This is a genomic window from Lacimonas salitolerans, from assembly GCF_042677865.1.
GTDB classification, from domain to species: Bacteria; Pseudomonadota; Alphaproteobacteria; order Rhodobacterales; family Rhodobacteraceae; genus Lutimaribacter; species Lutimaribacter salitolerans.
Genome location: NZ_JBHUDD010000137.1, coordinates 1 through 16,242 on the forward strand (window position 1 = coordinate 1; position 16,242 = coordinate 16,242).

Here is a 16,242-nt window from a genome sequence, read left to right on the forward strand (position 1 = left end):
CAAGACGCCAGACCCCCAGTCTGGAAAAAGTATCAACTGAGGCCGAAAGGGACGTAGTATGAATGCAGATGGTTTGTAAACAGGCAGGCCCCCTGAGAATCCCACCAAATGATCTTCAAAAGATCACCCCGGCGACCACGGAAGACGAACATGTGGCCTGAATACGGATCCTCGGCCAGAACCTGTTCCGCCTGTGCCGCCAGCGTATTGAAACCGCGTCGCATGTCCGTGACGCCGGCCGCCAGCCATACCCGCGTGTTGCTTGGCACCGGGATCATTGCGCCACTGCCTCGACCATCGCCACGATCGCCGACAGAGCCGTCGGACCCTCCACCGATATCCGACGACCATCCGACAACGTAATATCCAAGCGCTGCGCAGTGATGGAGCCTACCGAAGGAGTGGGCGAAATGGGTGCCACCATGACAGGCTCCATGCCCGCAACCTCGACTGGAAGAAAGGTTGCCCCTGCAGGCACCGACAAATCCGCAGCCTGATCCTCTGATGCAAACCGAGGATCCCGAAGCCATTTGTGGATCAGGTTGGTGTTCATCGCATATCGCCGCGCAACCTGCGCAACCGAGACACCGCAAACCCGCGCCTGCGCGCAGATCGACAGCTTCTCCTCGTCTGACCAGACCCGCTTCTTCTGGCCTTTCTTGCCCGCCATCGCCCACCTCAAGATGTCCACTACCGATGGTGGACATCTAGCAGGCACTCCATCATCCCGTCAGAGCGGCGACACCGGACGGATACTGACGAGCGCTTCAATGCGTGACTGTATCTGAAACTCGCATGGGCCAGCCCAGATACACAAAGTTCATGACACTCCCTGTCAGCGGGGTAGTTTAATCGTGTCAAGAACCCTGAAAACGCTCATGAGAGCGTAGGATTCTGCACTCTCCGACATCAGACCCCTTCCTCTTGGAAGTTCTGGCAGGCTTCAGCACCCGCCACGATAGGCCACCCTTTCAAACCCCGTCACCCAGTTTCACGCATAGCTCAATTATGCCACACGTCAAACGGACTCTTTTTGCACCGCCAGAAGATCCATTCCCGCATTATTGCGCGAATTCGATTTCCACCTCGATGCGGCGGTTTCTTTCGCGTCCCTCAGCTGTACGATTATCGGCGATGGGGCGTGTCTCGCCAAAGCTGACCGCTGACATCACGCGTTCGGGCACTTCGTTCAGGGCTTCGATTTCCTGCACAACGCTTGCAGCACGGGCGGCGGCGAGATCCCAGTTGTCACGGTAGAGCGCCCCAAAGGCGATCGGTACGTTGTCTGTGTGTCCGGCGACCACCACCGAACTTGATGGATCGTTGGTGGCATTTGCCAGTTCCAAAACTATGGACTGCGCCTGCTCTGTCAGCACGGCAGAGCCGGACGGGAACGCGCCGCCGGCGCCAAGGCTGACAAAAACCTTGCCATCCCTGCGTTCGACGGTGACCAGCCCCTGTTCGATCTCATCGCGCAGGTTGGCCTTGAGTTCGGCCTCTGCTTCGCGGGCCTTTTCGTCGGCCGCAGCGATGCGGTTCAATTCTTCTTCCATGGACACGCCGCCCGTTGCCTCGTTCTGACGTTCAAGTTCAGACACCATGCTCACGAGGTCGTTCAACGTCTGGTCCAGCCCCCCGAAAAGAACTTCCAGTTCGGCCTTGCCGGTTGCGAGACCGGCAATTTCCACGGCCTGACCGACGCGCTGGAACTTCTCTATCAGCTCTTGCGGGGACGCATCATCGGCATTCATGTCAATAGCGACCTTGCCATCCACCACTTCTGCCGAAATATCTACACCCTGCCCGATCTGCTCAATTGCCGCGGCCAGTTTTTCGGCATCCGACATGTTTTCATTCTCGGCGATACTCCGCGCATCTTCGCCTCCGAGTCCCTCAAGGTCCTGATCGCCCTCTAGCATCTCGTCCTCGCCATCCTTGTCGCGATTGTCGGACGGGATTTTCAGCTCAGGTTCTCGGATCTCGGTGGTTTCCTGTGTCAGCTCATCAGTGACAGAAGGGGCCGGTGACGGGCTGAAGTTCATGTCCAGAACCGTCGTGCCCTTTGGCTGTTCGACCACCGGCACGATCTGTTGCACGCCAAAAGAGTCCCGCAGCGAGCCTGATATCTGCTTGAATTTTGGCACGTTCATTTCCGCAAACGAAAGGATGAGCACGAAGAACGCCATCAGAAGTGTCGCCAGATCGGCGAATGTAGCCATCCAGGCGGGGGCACCAACGGGGGGACACTTCGGACATTCCTCTTCTTCCTGTTCTTCTTCTGCTTCGATTACTTCGGCCATGACTTAAACCTTGATAAATGGGCTGGATCAGGCGGCTTCCATCTTGGCTTGCATCTTGGGCGGCAGATTCGAGATCATCTGATCCTGAATGTTCCGCGGAGATTCTCCGCGTGCAATGTTCTTCAACCCCAAAACGATCATCTCACGATAGGTGACTTCATAAGCGGTGTAACCTTCGAGCTTCGTTAGAATGGGTGCGAAAATCACATTTGCCACGATTGCACCATACATGGTGGTCAACAGAGCGACGGCCATGGCTGGGCCGATCGCCTTGGGGTCATCCATGTTGCCAAGCATCAGAACGAGGCCAATTAGCGTGCCAATCATGCCCATGGCTGGTGCAAGGTCGACCCAAGCCTTGACCACATTTTGGTTATTTTCATGGCGCAGCTTCATCGCTTTGATTTCCTGGTTCAATTGCTGAACTAGCTTGGTTTCGTCGGCGCCATCAACCAAAAGCTGCATGCCCTTTTCGAAAAACTTGTCTGGCACATCCTGCCCCTCAAGCGCCATCATGCCATCCTTGCGGGCGATGCTGGCCAGTTCCACCATCCGCTCGATCATGACATTCTGTTTCTTGACCGGCGGTAGAAACGCCTTTGACATGGCCCCAAAACTTGCCAGAAAGGTGGGCAGCGGGGTCGTATACATGGCAGCAAAGAACGTGCCGCCGATCACGATCAGAACCGAGGGAACATCGAAGAATGGCGCCAGACCTCCACCGACAACCATCGCCCCTCCAATCATGGCAAAAGACCCGATAAGGCCAACTAGAGATGCAATATCCATGACGATGCTCCTGCGTTCGACCGGGTTCGGCATGAATTGTGCAAGTGTGGTGCCAAGTGCTTGGCGCAGGGAGGTCTTCTTGAAAAAATTCACAAATTTGTCAGGACGGTTTCGCCGTTATGGGCTGATCGCCTTGGTTTTGACGGCCTTGGGGCCAGATGCTCATGCCCAAGACGGCATCACCTTCGTTGAGCGGGGCCCCGTTGTGCTGGATATCATGGGCAAGCTGGAGTGGATGCGATGCAGCATAGGGCAGGTTTGGGCTGACGGTCGCTGCGACGGGGATCCGTTGCTTGCGCCATTCGCGGCAGGCGAAGCGATCATCGCACGGGCGGCGGCCAGTTCGGGTGAGGGGTGGCGCATCCCGACACGTGCAGAGCTGGAGCGCCTTTTGGTGCCCGGGGACGCGCCGCCGTTGATAGACGGCCGTGTGTTTCCTGATGCGTATAGGGGCGGGTACTGGACAGCCGACGCCAACTGGATGCTGGCCGGCAGCCGTTGGGTCGTGAATTTCAATTCAGGCTTCAGTTACGGCCGCGCGTTGCCGCGACAGTCCTTCGCCTTCAGACTTGTGCGTGACCGGTGATGTCTTGCCTTAATCGCCGCTTCGATCCGGTCCGATAAGTTCCAGCGTAGCTTTGCCAATCGCCAACAAACCCAGCCCGCCGATAAAAAAAAGGGCGAGGGTCAGTGTGCTAAATCCCTCGATCACCCCGAATGTTTCGGGGCTCAGCACATAGATCAGGGCAATCCCGATCACAGCCATCAGGAAAAAACGGATTACGATGCATCTATGGCACGGTGTGCCGGTCTGCCCCTGATCGTCGTCGCTTCGCTCGGCCATTCCCGCTCCGCCGCTTCACCCTGCAACGTGACCAAGCAAGGACTGCGCCGGACTTAGGCGGCCATCCCTAAAGGGCCATTCAAAAAACTTAAGATATGCTGCAACTTTACCCGGCGTTGGTATCTTATGGCCTGAGTGATAACAGGATTCTAGGCGACATGTTTCAGGTCTCGATGCAGGCGCAGCTTGCGCAACGGCAATCACTGGTTTTCACGCCGCAACTTCAGCAGGCGATCAAATTGCTTTTGCTGAACAATGTCGATCTGACAAGCTATGTTGAAAAGGCCGCCGAAGAGAACCCTTTCCTCGAAGTGAAACTGCCCGAGGTGTCGCGCGGCATTCCGATGGTGCCGATGTCGTCAGGCAGTGCGGTGGATCAGTCCGGCTACGATCCGATTTCCATGCTTGTCGACAGAGCCGGCGAGACATTCGGTGCACAGGTGTTCGCGCAGGTCGAGGATTTGCTGAGCGATCATGACGACCGCGCAATCGGATACGCCCTTGCCTCGCATCTGGAGCCGACCGGGTGGCTTTTGGTGGCCCTTGAGGATGTAGCGGCCAATCTGTGCGCAGATGTTGCACAGGTCGATCAGGTCTTACGCAAACTGCAGCGCGCCGAGCCTGCGGGGCTGTTCGCTCGCAACCTTCGAGAGTGCCTCAGGCTGCAACTGCGTGACGCAGGAAAAGATAGAGCCAAGATGCATGTGCTGATCGACCATCTGAATTTGGTGCAGCAAGGGGCGTTGCCGGAACTGCGCAGGAAACTGGATTGCAACAAGGAACAGCTGGCCGGATATCTGCGCCAGCTGCGCCGTCTCAACCCTAAGCCGGGGCTTGAGCTTGGGGATGGACATGCGGTCCCGCTACAAGAGCCGGACCTGTGCGCTTTCAAGGATGCCGAGGGCGAGTGGTCTGTAGAGCTGAACAATTCGACCCTGCCTGTCATCAAGGTTGACGAGGAAATGGGCCGCAAGGTGCGAAAGCTGATCGGCAAGGACGCCGACTGCGAATTCGTGAGGGGCTCTTTGGGCACTGCAAGGTGGCTCACCCGAGCGATCTTGCAGCGCAACGAGACCAGCATCAAGGTTGCCGCCGAAATCGTGCGCTACCAAAAGCCGTTTCTGGATGAAGGCATGCAAAAGATGCGCCCCCTCAAGCTGAAGATGATCGCCGATGCCGTAGGCCTGCATGAAAGTACGATCAGCCGTGTGACATCATCCTTGACGATGCAAACGCCTCAGGGCTGTTTCCCTCTGAAGGCGTTCTTCAGCGCCGCGATTGAGAGTGATGGGTCAGACGAGGGCGCGTCGGCTTGGGCGATCCGCAACAAAATTCGCAACATGGTCGGTGCCGAGCCGCAAAACCGCCCGTTCAGCGATGACAAGATCACCAGTGAACTGAACAGCCAAGGTTTTCAGATCGCGCGGCGCACGGTGGCTAAATATCGCAAACTTGACCGCATTCCATCCTCATCTCAACGGCGCCGCAGCTACGAGATGTCGGCACCCAGTATACAGTGCTAGAGCGCGTCGGCGAAAGTCACGGGCGCGTTCAAAATATTGGTCAGGGTCTTGATCTCGGCGATCTCATCAAGCCGCCAGGCCCTTGGTTGGCCCAGCGACGGATCATTGCGCATGCGAAACACGAAGGCCTTGAACGACGTGACGACAGTCTGGCTTTTGGTTAGTTCCCGGGCCGGTGCGAGAGGGTCGAAGAAGACGCCGCGCATCTTTCGTGGCCTGCCTGATTTCTCGAAACAGATCGAATTGTAAAGAAAGCCGCTGCAATAGTGTAGCGTGTCCTCCTCTTCGAGTTCGGCGAGAAAAAACAGCATGGCTTCGGAAACACCGTATAGTTTTTCGGGTTTGCAATCCGCATAGGATTTCAACAATGATTTTGACATCCGGTTGGCAAATGCCTCGATCGGAAGGTTGCCTTCGACGAAACGCGTGGCGACGGTGCTGCAGACGGCGTGAAGAACCCAATCGGGCGCATATGACATATCTGAGTTGCCTTTCCCAAAGCGTGAACCAACGCTGAAAACGAAGGTTTATGAAGCGTGTGCGCCCGAAACGCGTTGCAACGCCCTCAGGAATTCATCTTTCGTGATGAAGCCAAGGGTCTTTCCATTTTCGCGCACGATGACACATTCCACCCCGTCCGTCTGGAACATAGCCTTTATCGTGGCGGAACATACATTCGGTCCAACGGTAATTTGCGTGTTTTTCAGCAGTGCAAGCAGATCCATTAGTTTGCGGTTTGACTCTGTAAGTTCGGCCAGCTTCGCATGTGTGACTTGCAGGATCTCGACGCAGGCGACAAGTTTCCCGTCTGCATTGCAAACGGGCAGGTTGCGAAATCTTTTGTCGATCATTTCCGTCAACGTGGTCTGGCAATTTGTGTCTTCATCGACCGTGTACACGACACGTGTCATGACGCGATCGACCATCCAATTCAGAACATCGGCCCCGGTCGAAAAAATATTCCTGACGATATCGCGCTCGGACAGGATGCCCACAACAGCGCGGGCATCATCCACAACAACCACACCGCCCCGGTTTTCGTTCGAGATGATCCGCATGGCATCTCGCACCGTGCTGTCTTTGGTCAACGTTGCCTGCGGCAAGCTCAAATCCACTTCGATCAGATCTCGCAGACGCGGGCGCTTTCCTTCGATGATGTCATGGGCGGTCAGGGTCATGTTCGGATCTCCGATGATGTGGAAAAGGATCAGTATTTCTTGTAAACCCGCAAGGCAGCCTGGCTTTTGCGCCGCGCCGACCTTGCGTTTTCCATTAATCGGCCAACCTGTTCGGCGCTGTCCGTGTTACGCAGGACCAGATCGCCAAGACGGGCCCGATCCTTGGCGGTGATGCTGGCGGCTGGCAGGTCAGTGCGTCGTATAGCAACGCCAAGTTCCTCGCTCATGGCAAGGGCCTGCTCGAACTCTCCGGCGTCCAGAAACTGTTCTATTCTCGTTTGGGACTGCTCGAAACCATCAAGAATGTCGTTGGTCCGGGTCATGCCCGGATCATGAGATTTGTTGCCATGCATCAAGTATTTCTCTCATTGCCCTGCGGGCTTGCGGCACGTTCGCGGTGTCGTCGCGGCGCATATGCTTCAGCAGTTGCTGGCGGGAATATTCATAAAGTTGGAACAGGTTGGTGGCGATATCGCCACCACGTTCAAAATCCAGACTGCTTTGCAGAACGTATATTGCCGTCAATGCGCGCGCCGAATGATGTCGATATACCTCGGTCGTGCGGTCCTGCGCCACTTCGACGATCCCCAGACTGCGCGTCAAGCACTCCAATGTTGCTTTGACCAACGCCTGTTTGCTTTCGACGTCGAAATCCGGTCTGCTTTGCTGGCGTTTGTACTCATTTGCAGGACTTAACATGTACTTGATTGCACCTATTTCTAACTATTTTCCTGTATATAAACGACTAGAAGGCGGGTCTGTTTAGGCCATTCTGGCTAAAGTCCGAGACCAAGTTCCGTATCGGTATAGGTGACCGTATCCAGCAGAAACTGTTCGATTGACGGTTGATCGATCGGCGCAAGCCCGTCGGTGATCATTTGGGTTTCACTGGCCGCCACCAACCGGGCATTCGCGCCAGACAGGGCCGATAGCCCACCTATCCCGATGCCACCAACATTCATATGCGTGAGGATGATGGCGGGGGACAGGTCTTTGAACGCCTGACAGTAGTGCTTGATCGCCAGCACCGACCAGGTCCCCGGAACGATCATCACCGGGGTGAGGTCCGTATCCTCGTTGTTCTGGCAGATCAGGTCATAGGCTTCTTTCACCTGTTCCGGGTCTGACAGGTTACAATCCACGATATCGCTTGGGCTGTAGATTTGGGGTTGGTGCCAGGTTTCGTCTGTGTAGACGGTATTGAGCAGCAACGCGTGATGCAGCAACCGCCCGTCATCCACAAAGCTTTTGCGGGAAAGCTTGGTAAGTTTCGGGCGAATGCCGTAGCTTTGGATGCGCTCAAAGGCGATCTGCGCGGTAACCGTGGTCTTTCCAGCACCGGGCGGGCCGAAGATGAACAGCATACCGCCCTCATGCAATGCAGAGGTCTCATCCGGCCAGGCCAGCCGCTCTGCCAGCAGCTTGCAGGCGTGATCCAGTTGCGCCTTGGGCGAATGCAGCTCGGGCGCGATGGCGCAGCTACGCGCGATGTCCTCGGGAAAGCCATGGCGCACGATCCGATCAGACGATCCTCCCCTTTGCGTGATGGCCGCGGGGGCAGATTCGTATTGTTCAGGCACACTTGTGCCGGGCGCGTAGCCCGGACGCCACTCTGATGTCGGATCAAACCCGCTCGTACCGATTGCCTGATAGGGCGCTTTTTCCCAAGCGCGTGCGGTTTCCGCAGCCGGCTGGGGCGGCGCGGAGCCGGCCGGTGCCCAAGGCTCGACGATTGGGCGCGGCTCTGTATCCGGACGCGCCCCGAACCGGTCGTCTTCCCTGAAGGCGGCCTCTGAGGAGGCTGGCATATCGTCGTCAGACCAGTCGGATCGCTGGAACATTTGCTCCACAGGCCACGGGGGCGAGGGTGGCTCGCCCGTCGCCCGGCGCATGAGATGGGCATTGGTCGTTTCTTCGGCGCGCGCGCGGGTGTTCAGCATCTGCTCCAATTCGGCGATATCGGGCAGATCTATGGCTGGCTCGGAGGCCTGCCGGGGGCGGGGCTCGTCCTGATATGGCTGCCGCCGAAAATCATCGCTGTCATAGGGCTGTTGGCGCATGTCGTCCATGTCGTCGTCGTGATCGCGACGATTCCGAACGGTTCGGAGCGCCTCTTCAAGATCCAGGGTCTCTGCCGGCACGCCTTTTGCGAAGGGCTCTTCAAAACGCCGGCGCGGTTTCGGTTCGGGCGCGCGGGCGGTGACTGCGGCGACAGTCTGCTTGATGGCCCTCACTTCTGTCAGGTTGCCCACGCGCCGGATCGACAGGATCATCGCGTCATCGCCCAGTTCCCGGACGGCCTTGTCCATGGCGCTTTCTGAATCTGCGGCTTTGAAGACGTATTCAGTCACGGAAGGGTCCCTTTTTAGCAGGCGCGGCGATGCTTAGATCACGGATCGGGTCATTTTGCGGGCGTCATGGTTTCTTCGCCCGAAACGGTGGCGATCACGTCCACCTTGCGGCCATCAGGCAGTTCGGTGAAGGACAGAACCGGGAAATCGGCAATATACTGCCTCAGGAACGCCGAGAACTTTCGCCGGATCTGTGGAGAGACGACAAGGAAAGCCTTTTTGCCGGTTTCCGCTTGTTCCTCGTTCAGCCTGACCAGCGATTGAACCAGCCGTTCTGCAAGCGTGCCATCCAGCAGCAATTGCTCTCCTTCGGATTGTTTTGCGGAATTGATGAGCAAATGCTCGAAATCGCTGTCCAGCGTCACCACTGGCAAGGGCTGGTTGAGCGGCGTGGTCTGCTGGATCAGCAGCCCGACCAGATGCGGCCGCAGCGCCTCGGCTGTTTCGGCGATGCCAAGGTTGCGACTGGCCATTTCGGAAAGCAGTTCCAGAATGAGCCTCAGGTCGCTGATCGGTATCCGTTCGCGTAGGATGTGACGCAGCACGGCTGTCAGATTGTGCAACGGCATCAGCTTTGGCACGACGGATTGCACAAGTTGCGGCACAACCCTTGACAGGTTGTCGAGCAATTCCTGCACGTCGTCCTGACCGATCAATTCGGAGGCGTGTTTGCGCAGGATCTGGCTGAGATGGGTGGCCAGCACCGTTTCGGGTTCGATGATGACATAGTCGTTGGCTTCGGCCTCAACCTCGCGCTCGGGCAGGATCCATGTTGCGTCGATGCCGAAAGACGGCTCCTTGACGTCGATACCCTGCAGCTTGATGCGGGATGTGCCGCTTGGAAGCGCAAGTTTGTGATCCGGGTAGATCTTGTTTTCGGCCACAACCGTTTGACCGATCTTGATCCGGTATTCGTTGGCGGCAAGGGCAAGGTCGTCACGCACGCGGATACCGGGCAGGACAAAGCCAAGGGCCTGTGACACCTCTGAGCGCACGGTCTTGATGCGCCGCGCCAGCGGGCCGCCATCCTCGCTGTCGACCATCGACAAAAGCGGGTAGCTCAGCTGTAACGTCACTGCTGACAGGTCGGCGACATCCGTCACCTTCAGGTTGTCTGAATTGGTGTCTTCGCTGCCGGCTGGCTCCGCCTCTTCGATCTCGGTGTCGCCCAGCAGTTCCCGTTTGCGGAAAACATACCCCGCAAGCCCTGCAAAGGCCGCGACCCCCACGAACAAGAGCGTCGGCATGCCAGGCACAAGGCCGATCAGGCCAAGCACGCCGGCCACGGGAAACCACGCGCGCGACATGCTGACTTCGCTTTTGATGTGCTCGGCCATGTCCTGCGACGAGGAAACGCGCGTTACGATGATTGCCGTGGCGATCGACAGCAGCAAGGACGGGATCTGCGCCACAAGCCCATCCCCGATCGACAGCAGCACGTAAAGCTGTGCAGCCTCCCCGACGGCCAGATCATGCTGCATGGTCCCGATGGCCAGCCCGCCGATCAGGTTGATGGCAAGGATAAGGATGCCCGCAATCGCATCGCCCTTCACGAATTTCGACGCACCGTCCATGGCGCCGTGGAAATCCGCCTCGCGGGCCACGTCCTCGCGCCGTTTGGTCGCTTCTTCGGCTGTCAGCACGCCTGCATTCAGATCTGCGTCAATCGCCATCTGCTTGCCGGGCATGGCATCCAGCGTGAAACGTGCCGATACCTCTGAAACGCGCCCGGCACCTTTGGTGATGACCACAAGGTTGATGATCACAAGGATCAGGAAAACGAAGATCCCGACGACGAAATTCCCCGCGATCACAAAGGCCCCGAACGCCTCGATGACCTGGCCCGCGGCGGCCGTCCCGGTGTGCCCTTCGCTCAGTACGATCCGTGTCGACGCGACATTCAATGCGAGGCGAAACACCGTGGCGACAAGCAGAAGACTGGGGAAGGACGAAAAATCCAAAGGCCGGTATGTATGCAGCGCGACCATCAGGATCAGCAGCGCCATCAGGATGTTAAGTGTAAAGAAGACATCCAGCAGAAACACCGGCAGGGGCAGGACCATCATCGCCACCAGCATCAGGATGCCGAGAGGCAACGCCGTGCTGGTCAGGGTCCGCCCAATATTGCCGCGGCTTAGTGTCGGTTCTGACAGACTCATCCAAGGGGTTCCTTGCCCTGCTTCTCGCACGCGCCCAGACAAGGCTCGTCGTTTTAAAAAGGAGCAAAAATCATGCCATTCGTATTTCACAGGGCCATGGCGAGCCGTGTTGTAGAACTGGCATGGCATGTGCATGCAGGCCTCCAAATGATGTACCGCTCGGAGGACAGATCAGTGCGAAGCCCCACCCGTATGCCTGCAATCAAGGCAGTCGCTGCCATTGCCGCATTTGCAAGCCTTTCAGGATGCGTGATGCAACATGGCGCGACATCGGCGCCTGCGGGTCAGTCCGCTGCCGTCCGCGATGCAGCAGCGATCGAAAATTCGCTTGACCGGGCCGATGCCGTAACCGCCCAGCAGATCGTGCCAAGCATCTCGGGGGTCGGGTACGCGACTATTTCGGCGCAGCCGGCCAAGAACGTCAATCAGCGGCGGCTGATGGCGATCCGGGCGGCACGGATAGATGCGATACGCGATCTCACCGAGCAGGTGCATGGTCTCAAGCTGAATTCCCGGACGACGGTGATCAACGCCTTGGTGCAGAACGACACGTCTCGCGCGTCCGTCGATGGAACGATCCGGGGCGCGCGCACGGTGCGGATCAACCCGGTGGGGCGCGACACATATGAGGTGGTGCTGGAACTGGATCGCGACATGATCAACCGCATCATGCAGGCGCTGCGCTGATCGCAATGATGAGGCGTCTTCACAGCCCCCCAACCCATCGTCGGGCCGTTCTTTGGGTGATACTGGCGTGTCTGGTCGCGCTCACCACTGCGCCCGTTGCGGCAACCGCCGAGATGGTGCGAGTTACCGGGCGGGCCGTCTTGGCGCCCAATGACATCCCGGGATCGCGTCGTCGCGCGTTGGAAGACGCGCTGTATCTTGCCGCGATGAAGGGTGGGGCGGATGTAGATGCGTTTTCGGCTGTCGACATGGGAGTTCTGACCGCTGACAGCATCCTGCTGCGCGCCTCGACCCGGATTGTGGATTTTGCCGTCGTGGACGAATTCAGGGGGCAGTCCCAATATGAGGTGACGATTGACGCCTATGTGGGCGAGCAGCCGCAACTAGGCTGTGCCGCGCGGCCTGACCTTGCGTTGACGGTCGGCGTGCCAAAGCTGCGGACGACACAACAAGTGCCGCATTGGATTGACGAAGCCCTGAAGATGGCCCATGACGAGACGGTGAACGTCCTGCGCGGCGCTGCGAATGTCCGGCTTGCGGACAGTACGATATCGCTGGCCCCCAAAGCCGAGGTGGCATCCAGGGTGGCAGACGGGTTTGATTACCAATCGCTCCTGACAGGCAAGGCGCCACGGCAAGGTGGCGGGACGTTGCCCCGCGAGGCCCGTGGCTTGCATCTTTCATGGTCGGCGCAATCCGCGTCGGCACGGGCAGAGCGCGTTGTGGTGACACTTGAGGCGCGCATCGTCGATCCCGCAGCCCCGTCGCGGACCCGTAATCTGAAACTGCAAAAGACGGTGACCCTTACACCCGACACCCCTTGGCGGGCGTTGAACGTCTTGGCCAGCAAGGACTGGGACAGCACGGCCAAGGATCTGTCCCGGAGCTTTGGCAAGAGCCTGGCGACATGGCTGGAGCAATCCGCCTGTGCGCCCTTGGTTGCCAATCTGGCGGCCGCAGGCAAAGGCCGCTATCGCGTGGATCTGGGCACACGGGACGGTCTGACCCGTCAAAGCCTTGCGTTTGTCGATGGCGGTCAAAGCGCATGGACAGTCCTTCGCGTTGTCGAGCTTGGCGCAAGCAGTGCAATCGTCGCTCCGATGAACCTGGACCGCGCCCCTTCAGGCCTGGCGGGAACGCAGGTGCATTTCAATGACCGAAGGTAACAGGATGATCCGTTCGATATCATACTGGTCGGCTGCGCTGTTGATCACCATAGCGGCGCCGGCCCACGCTCAGGATCCTGATCTCGTTCTAAGGTATAATTCAGACTTGCTGGCCGGGGGCGTTTCTGAAAACCGGCACCACGTTCAGCAGGGTGAAACCCTGTATTCAATCCTGCTCACCCATTTTGGCCATAATGCGGATTTGCCAAGCCTTGCGCGGGCGACCCTCGCGCTTAATCCTCGTGCGTTTCGTGGCGGTGACATGAACCGCTTGCTTGCGGGCCAAACAATCACCCTTCCACATGGGGCCGCCGGGCCGTCCGAGCCTGACGACATCCATTTCTTCTGACATGCGCCATTCATGGGTCATCATCTGCGGGTTTGTCGTGTTGCCGCTGGTGGCGGTCGCTGAACCCCGCGTGATAACCGGCGAGGATGTCAGGCAGGCGATCGTCAAGCGCCTGACCCAGGCGGGAGAGCATGCAGCGCCCAACGTTTTGCCGGAAAAACAGTTCTATGCCTGCGATCAGCCATTGGAAGTGCAACCGGCCTTTGGCGGCTGGCGCAGCGTTTTGGTCGTGTGCCCGTCGCCGGTGGAGTGGGAAATCGTGGTGCGCGCCCAGGTCAGAGGCGCGGGCCTTCCCGTTGCCCAGGGCCGTGATGCGGCCATCGCGCAGGCCGTGTTTCTGAACAGGCCCTTGCGGCGTGGCGACCGTATTCAATCTGGTGATGTGGAACTGCGCCCGATAGACCCGCTTTCTTCAGGCAGTATCTTTGCCGATCCCGACGACGTGATCGGACGGGTTCTGACGCAGTCCATCACCACGCGCGTACCTCTCATGCCGCGGCATTTGCTGCGTGAATGGGCGGTTGAAGCAGAAGATGCATTGTCCCTTTTCATCCTGCGTGGCGGCATTCAAATCGTGGCGCCGGGCATGGCGTTGGAATCGGGCCAATTCGGTGATACGATCCGTGTGACGAATGCAACCAGCGGCGTGGAGCTGTTGGGCAAGGTGGTCGGTGACAAGAAAGTGGAAGTAATCTCTAAAAGCCTCCCGTAGAGCGTCGTTACCTGAATCAGCAAGGAGAAAGTTACATGGTCGATTCCACACAAAACCTTACTGGCACAGTTACTTCTGTGAGAGTAGCTGAAGCTAATGCTACCCCAACGGTAAGCCTTTCGCCGAACGCGTCTGGCGACACCGCTGCTCTTGGCCTTGCGGCTCCAGTCAACCCGGTTTCGGCTGCATCACGTCCTTCGATCGAGGTGAATTCGGCCACTGCCGAAGTGCTGGCATCCATGCGGGACATGCCCCCGCCGATAGATATCGAGGCGACCACCGAGATACGTGAAGCGATCAGAGCAAACAACTACCCCATTGACCTTTCCAAGGTGGCCGGCAGTTTGTTGCAATCGTTAGATTCCCTTTCTTGATAACTGAACCAGCCTTTGTCGATGCGATGTTCCGTCTTGGCGTTCTTTTGGAAAAGCTTTCCAAAAGCCGTCATAATGCGGTGGCTTATGCCGATGCTGCGGCAGACGTTCTAGACTGCGTCAAGATGCTAAGAGGCCTAGCGGTGCTACACTTTCCGGGTGCATCCGGACTGCATGACGATCTTTTGCGTGAATTCTTCTTTGCCGCTAAAAGTGCTGAGTTGAGATCGCCCGCAGCGGTTATGGGTCCGACATCGGGCGCATCGTCAAATTACTGTCTCCCCTGTCAACAATGTGACTGGAACCGATAGGGGAAACCGGAATGATGGTGATGCCAGATCAGGATCAATTGAAATTGGGTCTGCTTGCAGCGGGGGCGTGCCTTCTACTGCTGGCAGTGCTGTGGCGAGTGCGCCGGTCCCGGTCGGCCAGGAAAAACCGCGCGAGCGCGCACAGGACCGCGCCGGCGATGACAAGTGCCGCGCCCACGTCTGATTTCACAACACTGTATGAAGAGGCGCTCGCAGAACCCTTATCATCGGATCTGCCCGCCGAAACCGAACCATCCAAGCCCGATCAGGCGCCTGACCCCACATTTTCTGAGACCGCGCCGGAAACCCCGCCCGCGCCCGATAAGGCCGCCGCGACCGGCGTCGTAGTGTTGAATGATTTTCGCAAGGCGCTGGATGACGGCATGGACCTGCTTGCCGCCGCGCGCAAACATGGCCTGACCGATGACGAGGCCCGTGTTGCCGTGTTGTGCTACAGCCCGCCTGACGCCTGATCCGTAAACAGCGTCGTCATGTCCTGTTCATCGAACAACGCGCGCGCCTCGTCCTGTGACTTCAGGATCACTTCCGTTTCCAACTCTGTCATGATCTCGTCGCGCTTGGTGGCTGCGTTATCAACACCCAGCGCCGCCGCGATCAGGGACCAGACATAGGCCGCTTGCATGTCTGGCTCGGACAAGGTGGTGCTGTTGAAATCTATGTATTGCATGATCGCGCTGCGATCCCCGCGTGCAAGCCTTTCGCGCAGTCTCTGGTCGATCCGCACGAATATCGCGGCCTTTGCATTCGGCGTCACTAGGTCGGACAGGTCTTCGCTGAACTTGATGGCCCGCTCCACACCACCCAGTTGCGCCAACAGGGACCATTCCAGCGCCTGAACGAAATTCTGGGGCCGTCCCTGTCCGGCGCGCAGCATAATGGCAAGGTTGAACTGCGCGTCGTAATCGTCATTCTGCGCAAGAGTTTCGAACAAGGCAGTGGCCGTGGCAAAATCCTTGACCTGCACGGCCCGCACCGCGTTTTGAAACGGGTCTGCCTCGGCCCGATGCGCCTCTGCCATGGCGCCGCTGCCAAGGGTCGCAAGGACTATTGCGGCGACTGCCCGGTTCAGGGTCAATTTTAGAAAGGGGCATCCGCGCGGTGTCATGGTCTGCTCCGGTCTTGCTGCTGCCTTGCCAAGGGTAAACCATTTGGAACAAGGCGCAATTGCTTAATGCATGTCGCCGGTCTGATCTGATCCCCGGATTCTGGACCGTTTGAAGCTGGAGTTTTCCGCTATGATTTCCCGGCTGGGAAAGGAGCGGAATCACATGAAGGCATCGAAGTGAACTGATGCGGTTGATGCCCCCACCCGCCGGCACCGTATACCATGACGTGTGTGGATGCCCCCTGTTTGGCAAGCGTTATCTTTGATTTTCTGCGGGGTCTTCGATCGGATGTGAATCAGCATGCAAAAGTGACCCACTTGGGTGGGTTATGATCATCTAAAACTGACCCACCTGCATTGTTAACATCCGTGC

Annotated in this window: 19 protein-coding genes and 1 pseudogene; 8 read left to right on the plus strand and 12 right to left on the minus strand. The window is 58.1% G+C overall.

The features are described 5' to 3' along the window. Positions 1–65: 65 nt before the first annotated feature. From tnpB to ACFTOW_RS14805, 4 genes and pseudogenes are all read right to left on the minus strand, one after another. Positions 66–278 (minus strand): annotated as a pseudogene (tnpB, locus tag ACFTOW_RS14790) (IS66 family insertion sequence element accessory protein TnpB); the annotation flags it as partial. Continuing rightward, entirely contained in the window at positions 275–670 is a 396-nt protein-coding gene (gene tnpA / locus ACFTOW_RS14795; RefSeq protein ID WP_379917032.1) for an IS66-like element accessory protein TnpA, read from the minus strand. The pseudogene tnpB and the gene tnpA, both read right to left, overlap by 4 nt. A gap of 391 nt (positions 671–1,061) precedes the next feature. Continuing rightward, positions 1,062–2,300 (minus strand): flagellar motor protein MotB, encoded by a 1,239-nt coding sequence (locus ACFTOW_RS14800; protein ID WP_379917034.1) that lies wholly within the window; start codon positions 2,298–2,300, stop codon positions 1,062–1,064. A 27-nt stretch (positions 2,301–2,327) separates the two neighbouring features. Then, on the minus strand, positions 2,328–3,089 hold the full coding sequence (locus ACFTOW_RS14805; RefSeq protein ID WP_379917036.1) for a motility protein A: 762 nt from the start codon (positions 3,087–3,089) through the stop codon (positions 2,328–2,330). A 79-nt stretch (positions 3,090–3,168) separates the two neighbouring features. On the opposite strand from ACFTOW_RS14805, the gene ACFTOW_RS14810 reads away from it, so the two are divergent. Further along, positions 3,169–3,675: an Lcl C-terminal domain-containing protein gene (locus ACFTOW_RS14810; protein WP_379917038.1), complete on the plus strand. Its 507-nt coding sequence runs from the start codon at positions 3,169–3,171 to the stop codon at positions 3,673–3,675. Between the two features lie 9 nt (positions 3,676–3,684). Here the strand turns inward: ACFTOW_RS14810 and ACFTOW_RS14815 are convergent, their stop codons facing one another. Next, complete coding sequence (locus ACFTOW_RS14815; protein WP_379917040.1) at positions 3,685–3,933, minus strand: disulfide bond formation protein B; 249 nt, start codon at positions 3,931–3,933, stop codon at positions 3,685–3,687. A gap of 158 nt (positions 3,934–4,091) precedes the next feature. Between ACFTOW_RS14815 and rpoN the strand changes: the two genes are divergently transcribed. Next, positions 4,092–5,456 carry an RNA polymerase factor sigma-54 gene (gene rpoN, locus ACFTOW_RS14820; RefSeq protein WP_379917042.1) on the plus strand — a complete coding sequence of 455 codons (1,365 nt, stop codon included), beginning with the start codon at positions 4,092–4,094 and terminating at the stop codon, positions 5,454–5,456. Here the strand turns inward: rpoN and ACFTOW_RS14825 are convergent. The 6 genes from ACFTOW_RS14825 to flhA all read right to left on the minus strand — a co-directional run bounded on the left by ACFTOW_RS14825 (position 5,453) and on the right by flhA (position 11,144). Beyond that, positions 5,453–5,935, minus strand: coding sequence for a hypothetical protein (locus ACFTOW_RS14825; RefSeq protein WP_379917044.1), 483 nt, complete (start codon positions 5,933–5,935; stop codon positions 5,453–5,455). The genes rpoN and ACFTOW_RS14825 overlap by 4 nt on opposite strands. A gap of 48 nt (positions 5,936–5,983) precedes the next feature. Further along, on the minus strand, positions 5,984–6,634 hold the full coding sequence (locus ACFTOW_RS14830; RefSeq protein ID WP_379917047.1) for a CBS domain-containing protein: 651 nt from the start codon (positions 6,632–6,634) through the stop codon (positions 5,984–5,986). A 29-nt stretch (positions 6,635–6,663) separates the two neighbouring features. Next, positions 6,664–6,957 carry a hypothetical protein gene (locus ACFTOW_RS14835; protein ID WP_379917049.1) on the minus strand — a complete coding sequence of 98 codons (294 nt, stop codon included), beginning with the start codon at positions 6,955–6,957 and terminating at the stop codon, positions 6,664–6,666. A gap of 7 nt (positions 6,958–6,964) precedes the next feature. Further along, positions 6,965–7,333 carry a flagellar export chaperone FliS gene (locus ACFTOW_RS14840; protein ID WP_379917051.1) on the minus strand — a complete coding sequence of 123 codons (369 nt, stop codon included), beginning with the start codon at positions 7,331–7,333 and terminating at the stop codon, positions 6,965–6,967. Positions 7,334–7,410: 77 nt separating this feature from the next. Continuing rightward, on the minus strand, positions 7,411–8,985 hold the full coding sequence (locus tag ACFTOW_RS14845; protein WP_379917053.1) for a hypothetical protein: 1,575 nt from the start codon (positions 8,983–8,985) through the stop codon (positions 7,411–7,413). Positions 8,986–9,035: 50 nt separating this feature from the next. Then, complete coding sequence (flhA, locus tag ACFTOW_RS14850) at positions 9,036–11,144, minus strand: flagellar biosynthesis protein FlhA (protein ID WP_379917055.1); 2,109 nt, start codon at positions 11,142–11,144, stop codon at positions 9,036–9,038. A 252-nt stretch (positions 11,145–11,396) separates the two neighbouring features. Here flhA and ACFTOW_RS14855 point away from each other — a divergent pair, with 252 nt between their 5' ends. The 6 genes from ACFTOW_RS14855 to ACFTOW_RS14880 all read left to right on the plus strand — a co-directional run bounded on the left by ACFTOW_RS14855 (position 11,397) and on the right by ACFTOW_RS14880 (position 15,216). Beyond that, complete coding sequence (locus ACFTOW_RS14855; RefSeq protein ID WP_379917057.1) at positions 11,397–11,831, plus strand: LPP20 family lipoprotein; 435 nt, start codon at positions 11,397–11,399, stop codon at positions 11,829–11,831. Positions 11,832–11,839: 8 nt separating this feature from the next. After that, positions 11,840–12,997 (plus strand): flagellar assembly protein T N-terminal domain-containing protein, encoded by a 1,158-nt coding sequence (locus ACFTOW_RS14860; protein WP_379917059.1) that lies wholly within the window; start codon positions 11,840–11,842, stop codon positions 12,995–12,997. After that, positions 12,984–13,346: a type IV pilus assembly protein FimV gene (locus tag ACFTOW_RS14865; RefSeq protein ID WP_379917061.1), complete on the plus strand. Its 363-nt coding sequence runs from the start codon at positions 12,984–12,986 to the stop codon at positions 13,344–13,346. Before ACFTOW_RS14860 ends, ACFTOW_RS14865 begins: the two co-directional genes overlap by 14 nt. Beyond that, positions 13,300–14,058 (plus strand): flagellar basal body P-ring formation chaperone FlgA, encoded by a 759-nt coding sequence (gene flgA, locus ACFTOW_RS14870; protein WP_379917063.1) that lies wholly within the window; start codon positions 13,300–13,302, stop codon positions 14,056–14,058. The genes ACFTOW_RS14865 and flgA overlap by 47 nt, the downstream gene beginning before the upstream one ends. Positions 14,059–14,093: 35 nt before the next feature. Continuing rightward, positions 14,094–14,432, plus strand: coding sequence for a flagellar biosynthesis anti-sigma factor FlgM (locus ACFTOW_RS14875; protein WP_379917065.1), 339 nt, complete (start codon positions 14,094–14,096; stop codon positions 14,430–14,432). A 469-nt stretch (positions 14,433–14,901) separates the two neighbouring features. Next, positions 14,902–15,216, plus strand: coding sequence for a hypothetical protein (locus tag ACFTOW_RS14880; RefSeq protein WP_379917067.1), 315 nt, complete (start codon positions 14,902–14,904; stop codon positions 15,214–15,216). Here ACFTOW_RS14880 and ACFTOW_RS14885 read toward each other — a convergent pair. Next, positions 15,195–15,782 (minus strand): SEL1-like repeat protein, encoded by a 588-nt coding sequence (locus ACFTOW_RS14885; protein ID WP_379917069.1) that lies wholly within the window; start codon positions 15,780–15,782, stop codon positions 15,195–15,197. The genes ACFTOW_RS14880 and ACFTOW_RS14885 overlap by 22 nt on opposite strands. Between the last annotated feature and the right edge of the window lie 460 nt (positions 15,783–16,242).

What these genes read in the sequence shown, in the direction of transcription:
- flhA (WP_379917055.1), bottom strand. Translation starts at nt 11,144, where the DNA reads ATGAGTCTGTCAGAACCGACACTAAGCCGCGGCAATATTGGGCGGACC.
- ACFTOW_RS14860 (WP_379917059.1), top strand. Translation starts at nt 11,840, where the DNA reads ATGAGGCGTCTTCACAGCCCCCCAACCCATCGTCGGGCCGTTCTTTGG.
- ACFTOW_RS14800 (WP_379917034.1), bottom strand. Translation starts at nt 2,300, where the DNA reads ATGGCCGAAGTAATCGAAGCAGAAGAAGAACAGGAAGAAGAGGAATGT.
- ACFTOW_RS14840 (WP_379917051.1), bottom strand. Translation starts at nt 7,333, where the DNA reads ATGTTAAGTCCTGCAAATGAGTACAAACGCCAGCAAAGCAGACCGGAT.
- ACFTOW_RS14885 (WP_379917069.1), bottom strand. Translation starts at nt 15,782, where the DNA reads ATGGCAGAGGCGCATCGGGCCGAGGCAGACCCGTTTCAAAACGCGGTG.
- ACFTOW_RS14825 (WP_379917044.1), bottom strand. Translation starts at nt 5,935, where the DNA reads ATGTCATATGCGCCCGATTGGGTTCTTCACGCCGTCTGCAGCACCGTC.
- ACFTOW_RS14815 (WP_379917040.1), bottom strand. Translation starts at nt 3,933, where the DNA reads ATGGCCGAGCGAAGCGACGACGATCAGGGGCAGACCGGCACACCGTGC.
- ACFTOW_RS14805 (WP_379917036.1), bottom strand. Translation starts at nt 3,089, where the DNA reads ATGGATATTGCATCTCTAGTTGGCCTTATCGGGTCTTTTGCCATGATT.
- ACFTOW_RS14835 (WP_379917049.1), bottom strand. Translation starts at nt 6,957, where the DNA reads ATGACCCGGACCAACGACATTCTTGATGGTTTCGAGCAGTCCCAAACG.
- rpoN (WP_379917042.1), top strand. Translation starts at nt 4,092, where the DNA reads ATGTTTCAGGTCTCGATGCAGGCGCAGCTTGCGCAACGGCAATCACTG.
- flgA (WP_379917063.1), top strand. Translation starts at nt 13,300, where the DNA reads ATGGGGCCGCCGGGCCGTCCGAGCCTGACGACATCCATTTCTTCTGAC.
- ACFTOW_RS14875 (WP_379917065.1), top strand. Translation starts at nt 14,094, where the DNA reads ATGGTCGATTCCACACAAAACCTTACTGGCACAGTTACTTCTGTGAGA.
- ACFTOW_RS14830 (WP_379917047.1), bottom strand. Translation starts at nt 6,634, where the DNA reads ATGACCCTGACCGCCCATGACATCATCGAAGGAAAGCGCCCGCGTCTG.
- ACFTOW_RS14880 (WP_379917067.1), top strand. Translation starts at nt 14,902, where the DNA reads ATGACAAGTGCCGCGCCCACGTCTGATTTCACAACACTGTATGAAGAG.
- tnpA (WP_379917032.1), bottom strand. Translation starts at nt 670, where the DNA reads ATGGCGGGCAAGAAAGGCCAGAAGAAGCGGGTCTGGTCAGACGAGGAG.
- ACFTOW_RS14865 (WP_379917061.1), top strand. Translation starts at nt 12,984, where the DNA reads ATGACCGAAGGTAACAGGATGATCCGTTCGATATCATACTGGTCGGCT.
- ACFTOW_RS14855 (WP_379917057.1), top strand. Translation starts at nt 11,397, where the DNA reads ATGCAACATGGCGCGACATCGGCGCCTGCGGGTCAGTCCGCTGCCGTC.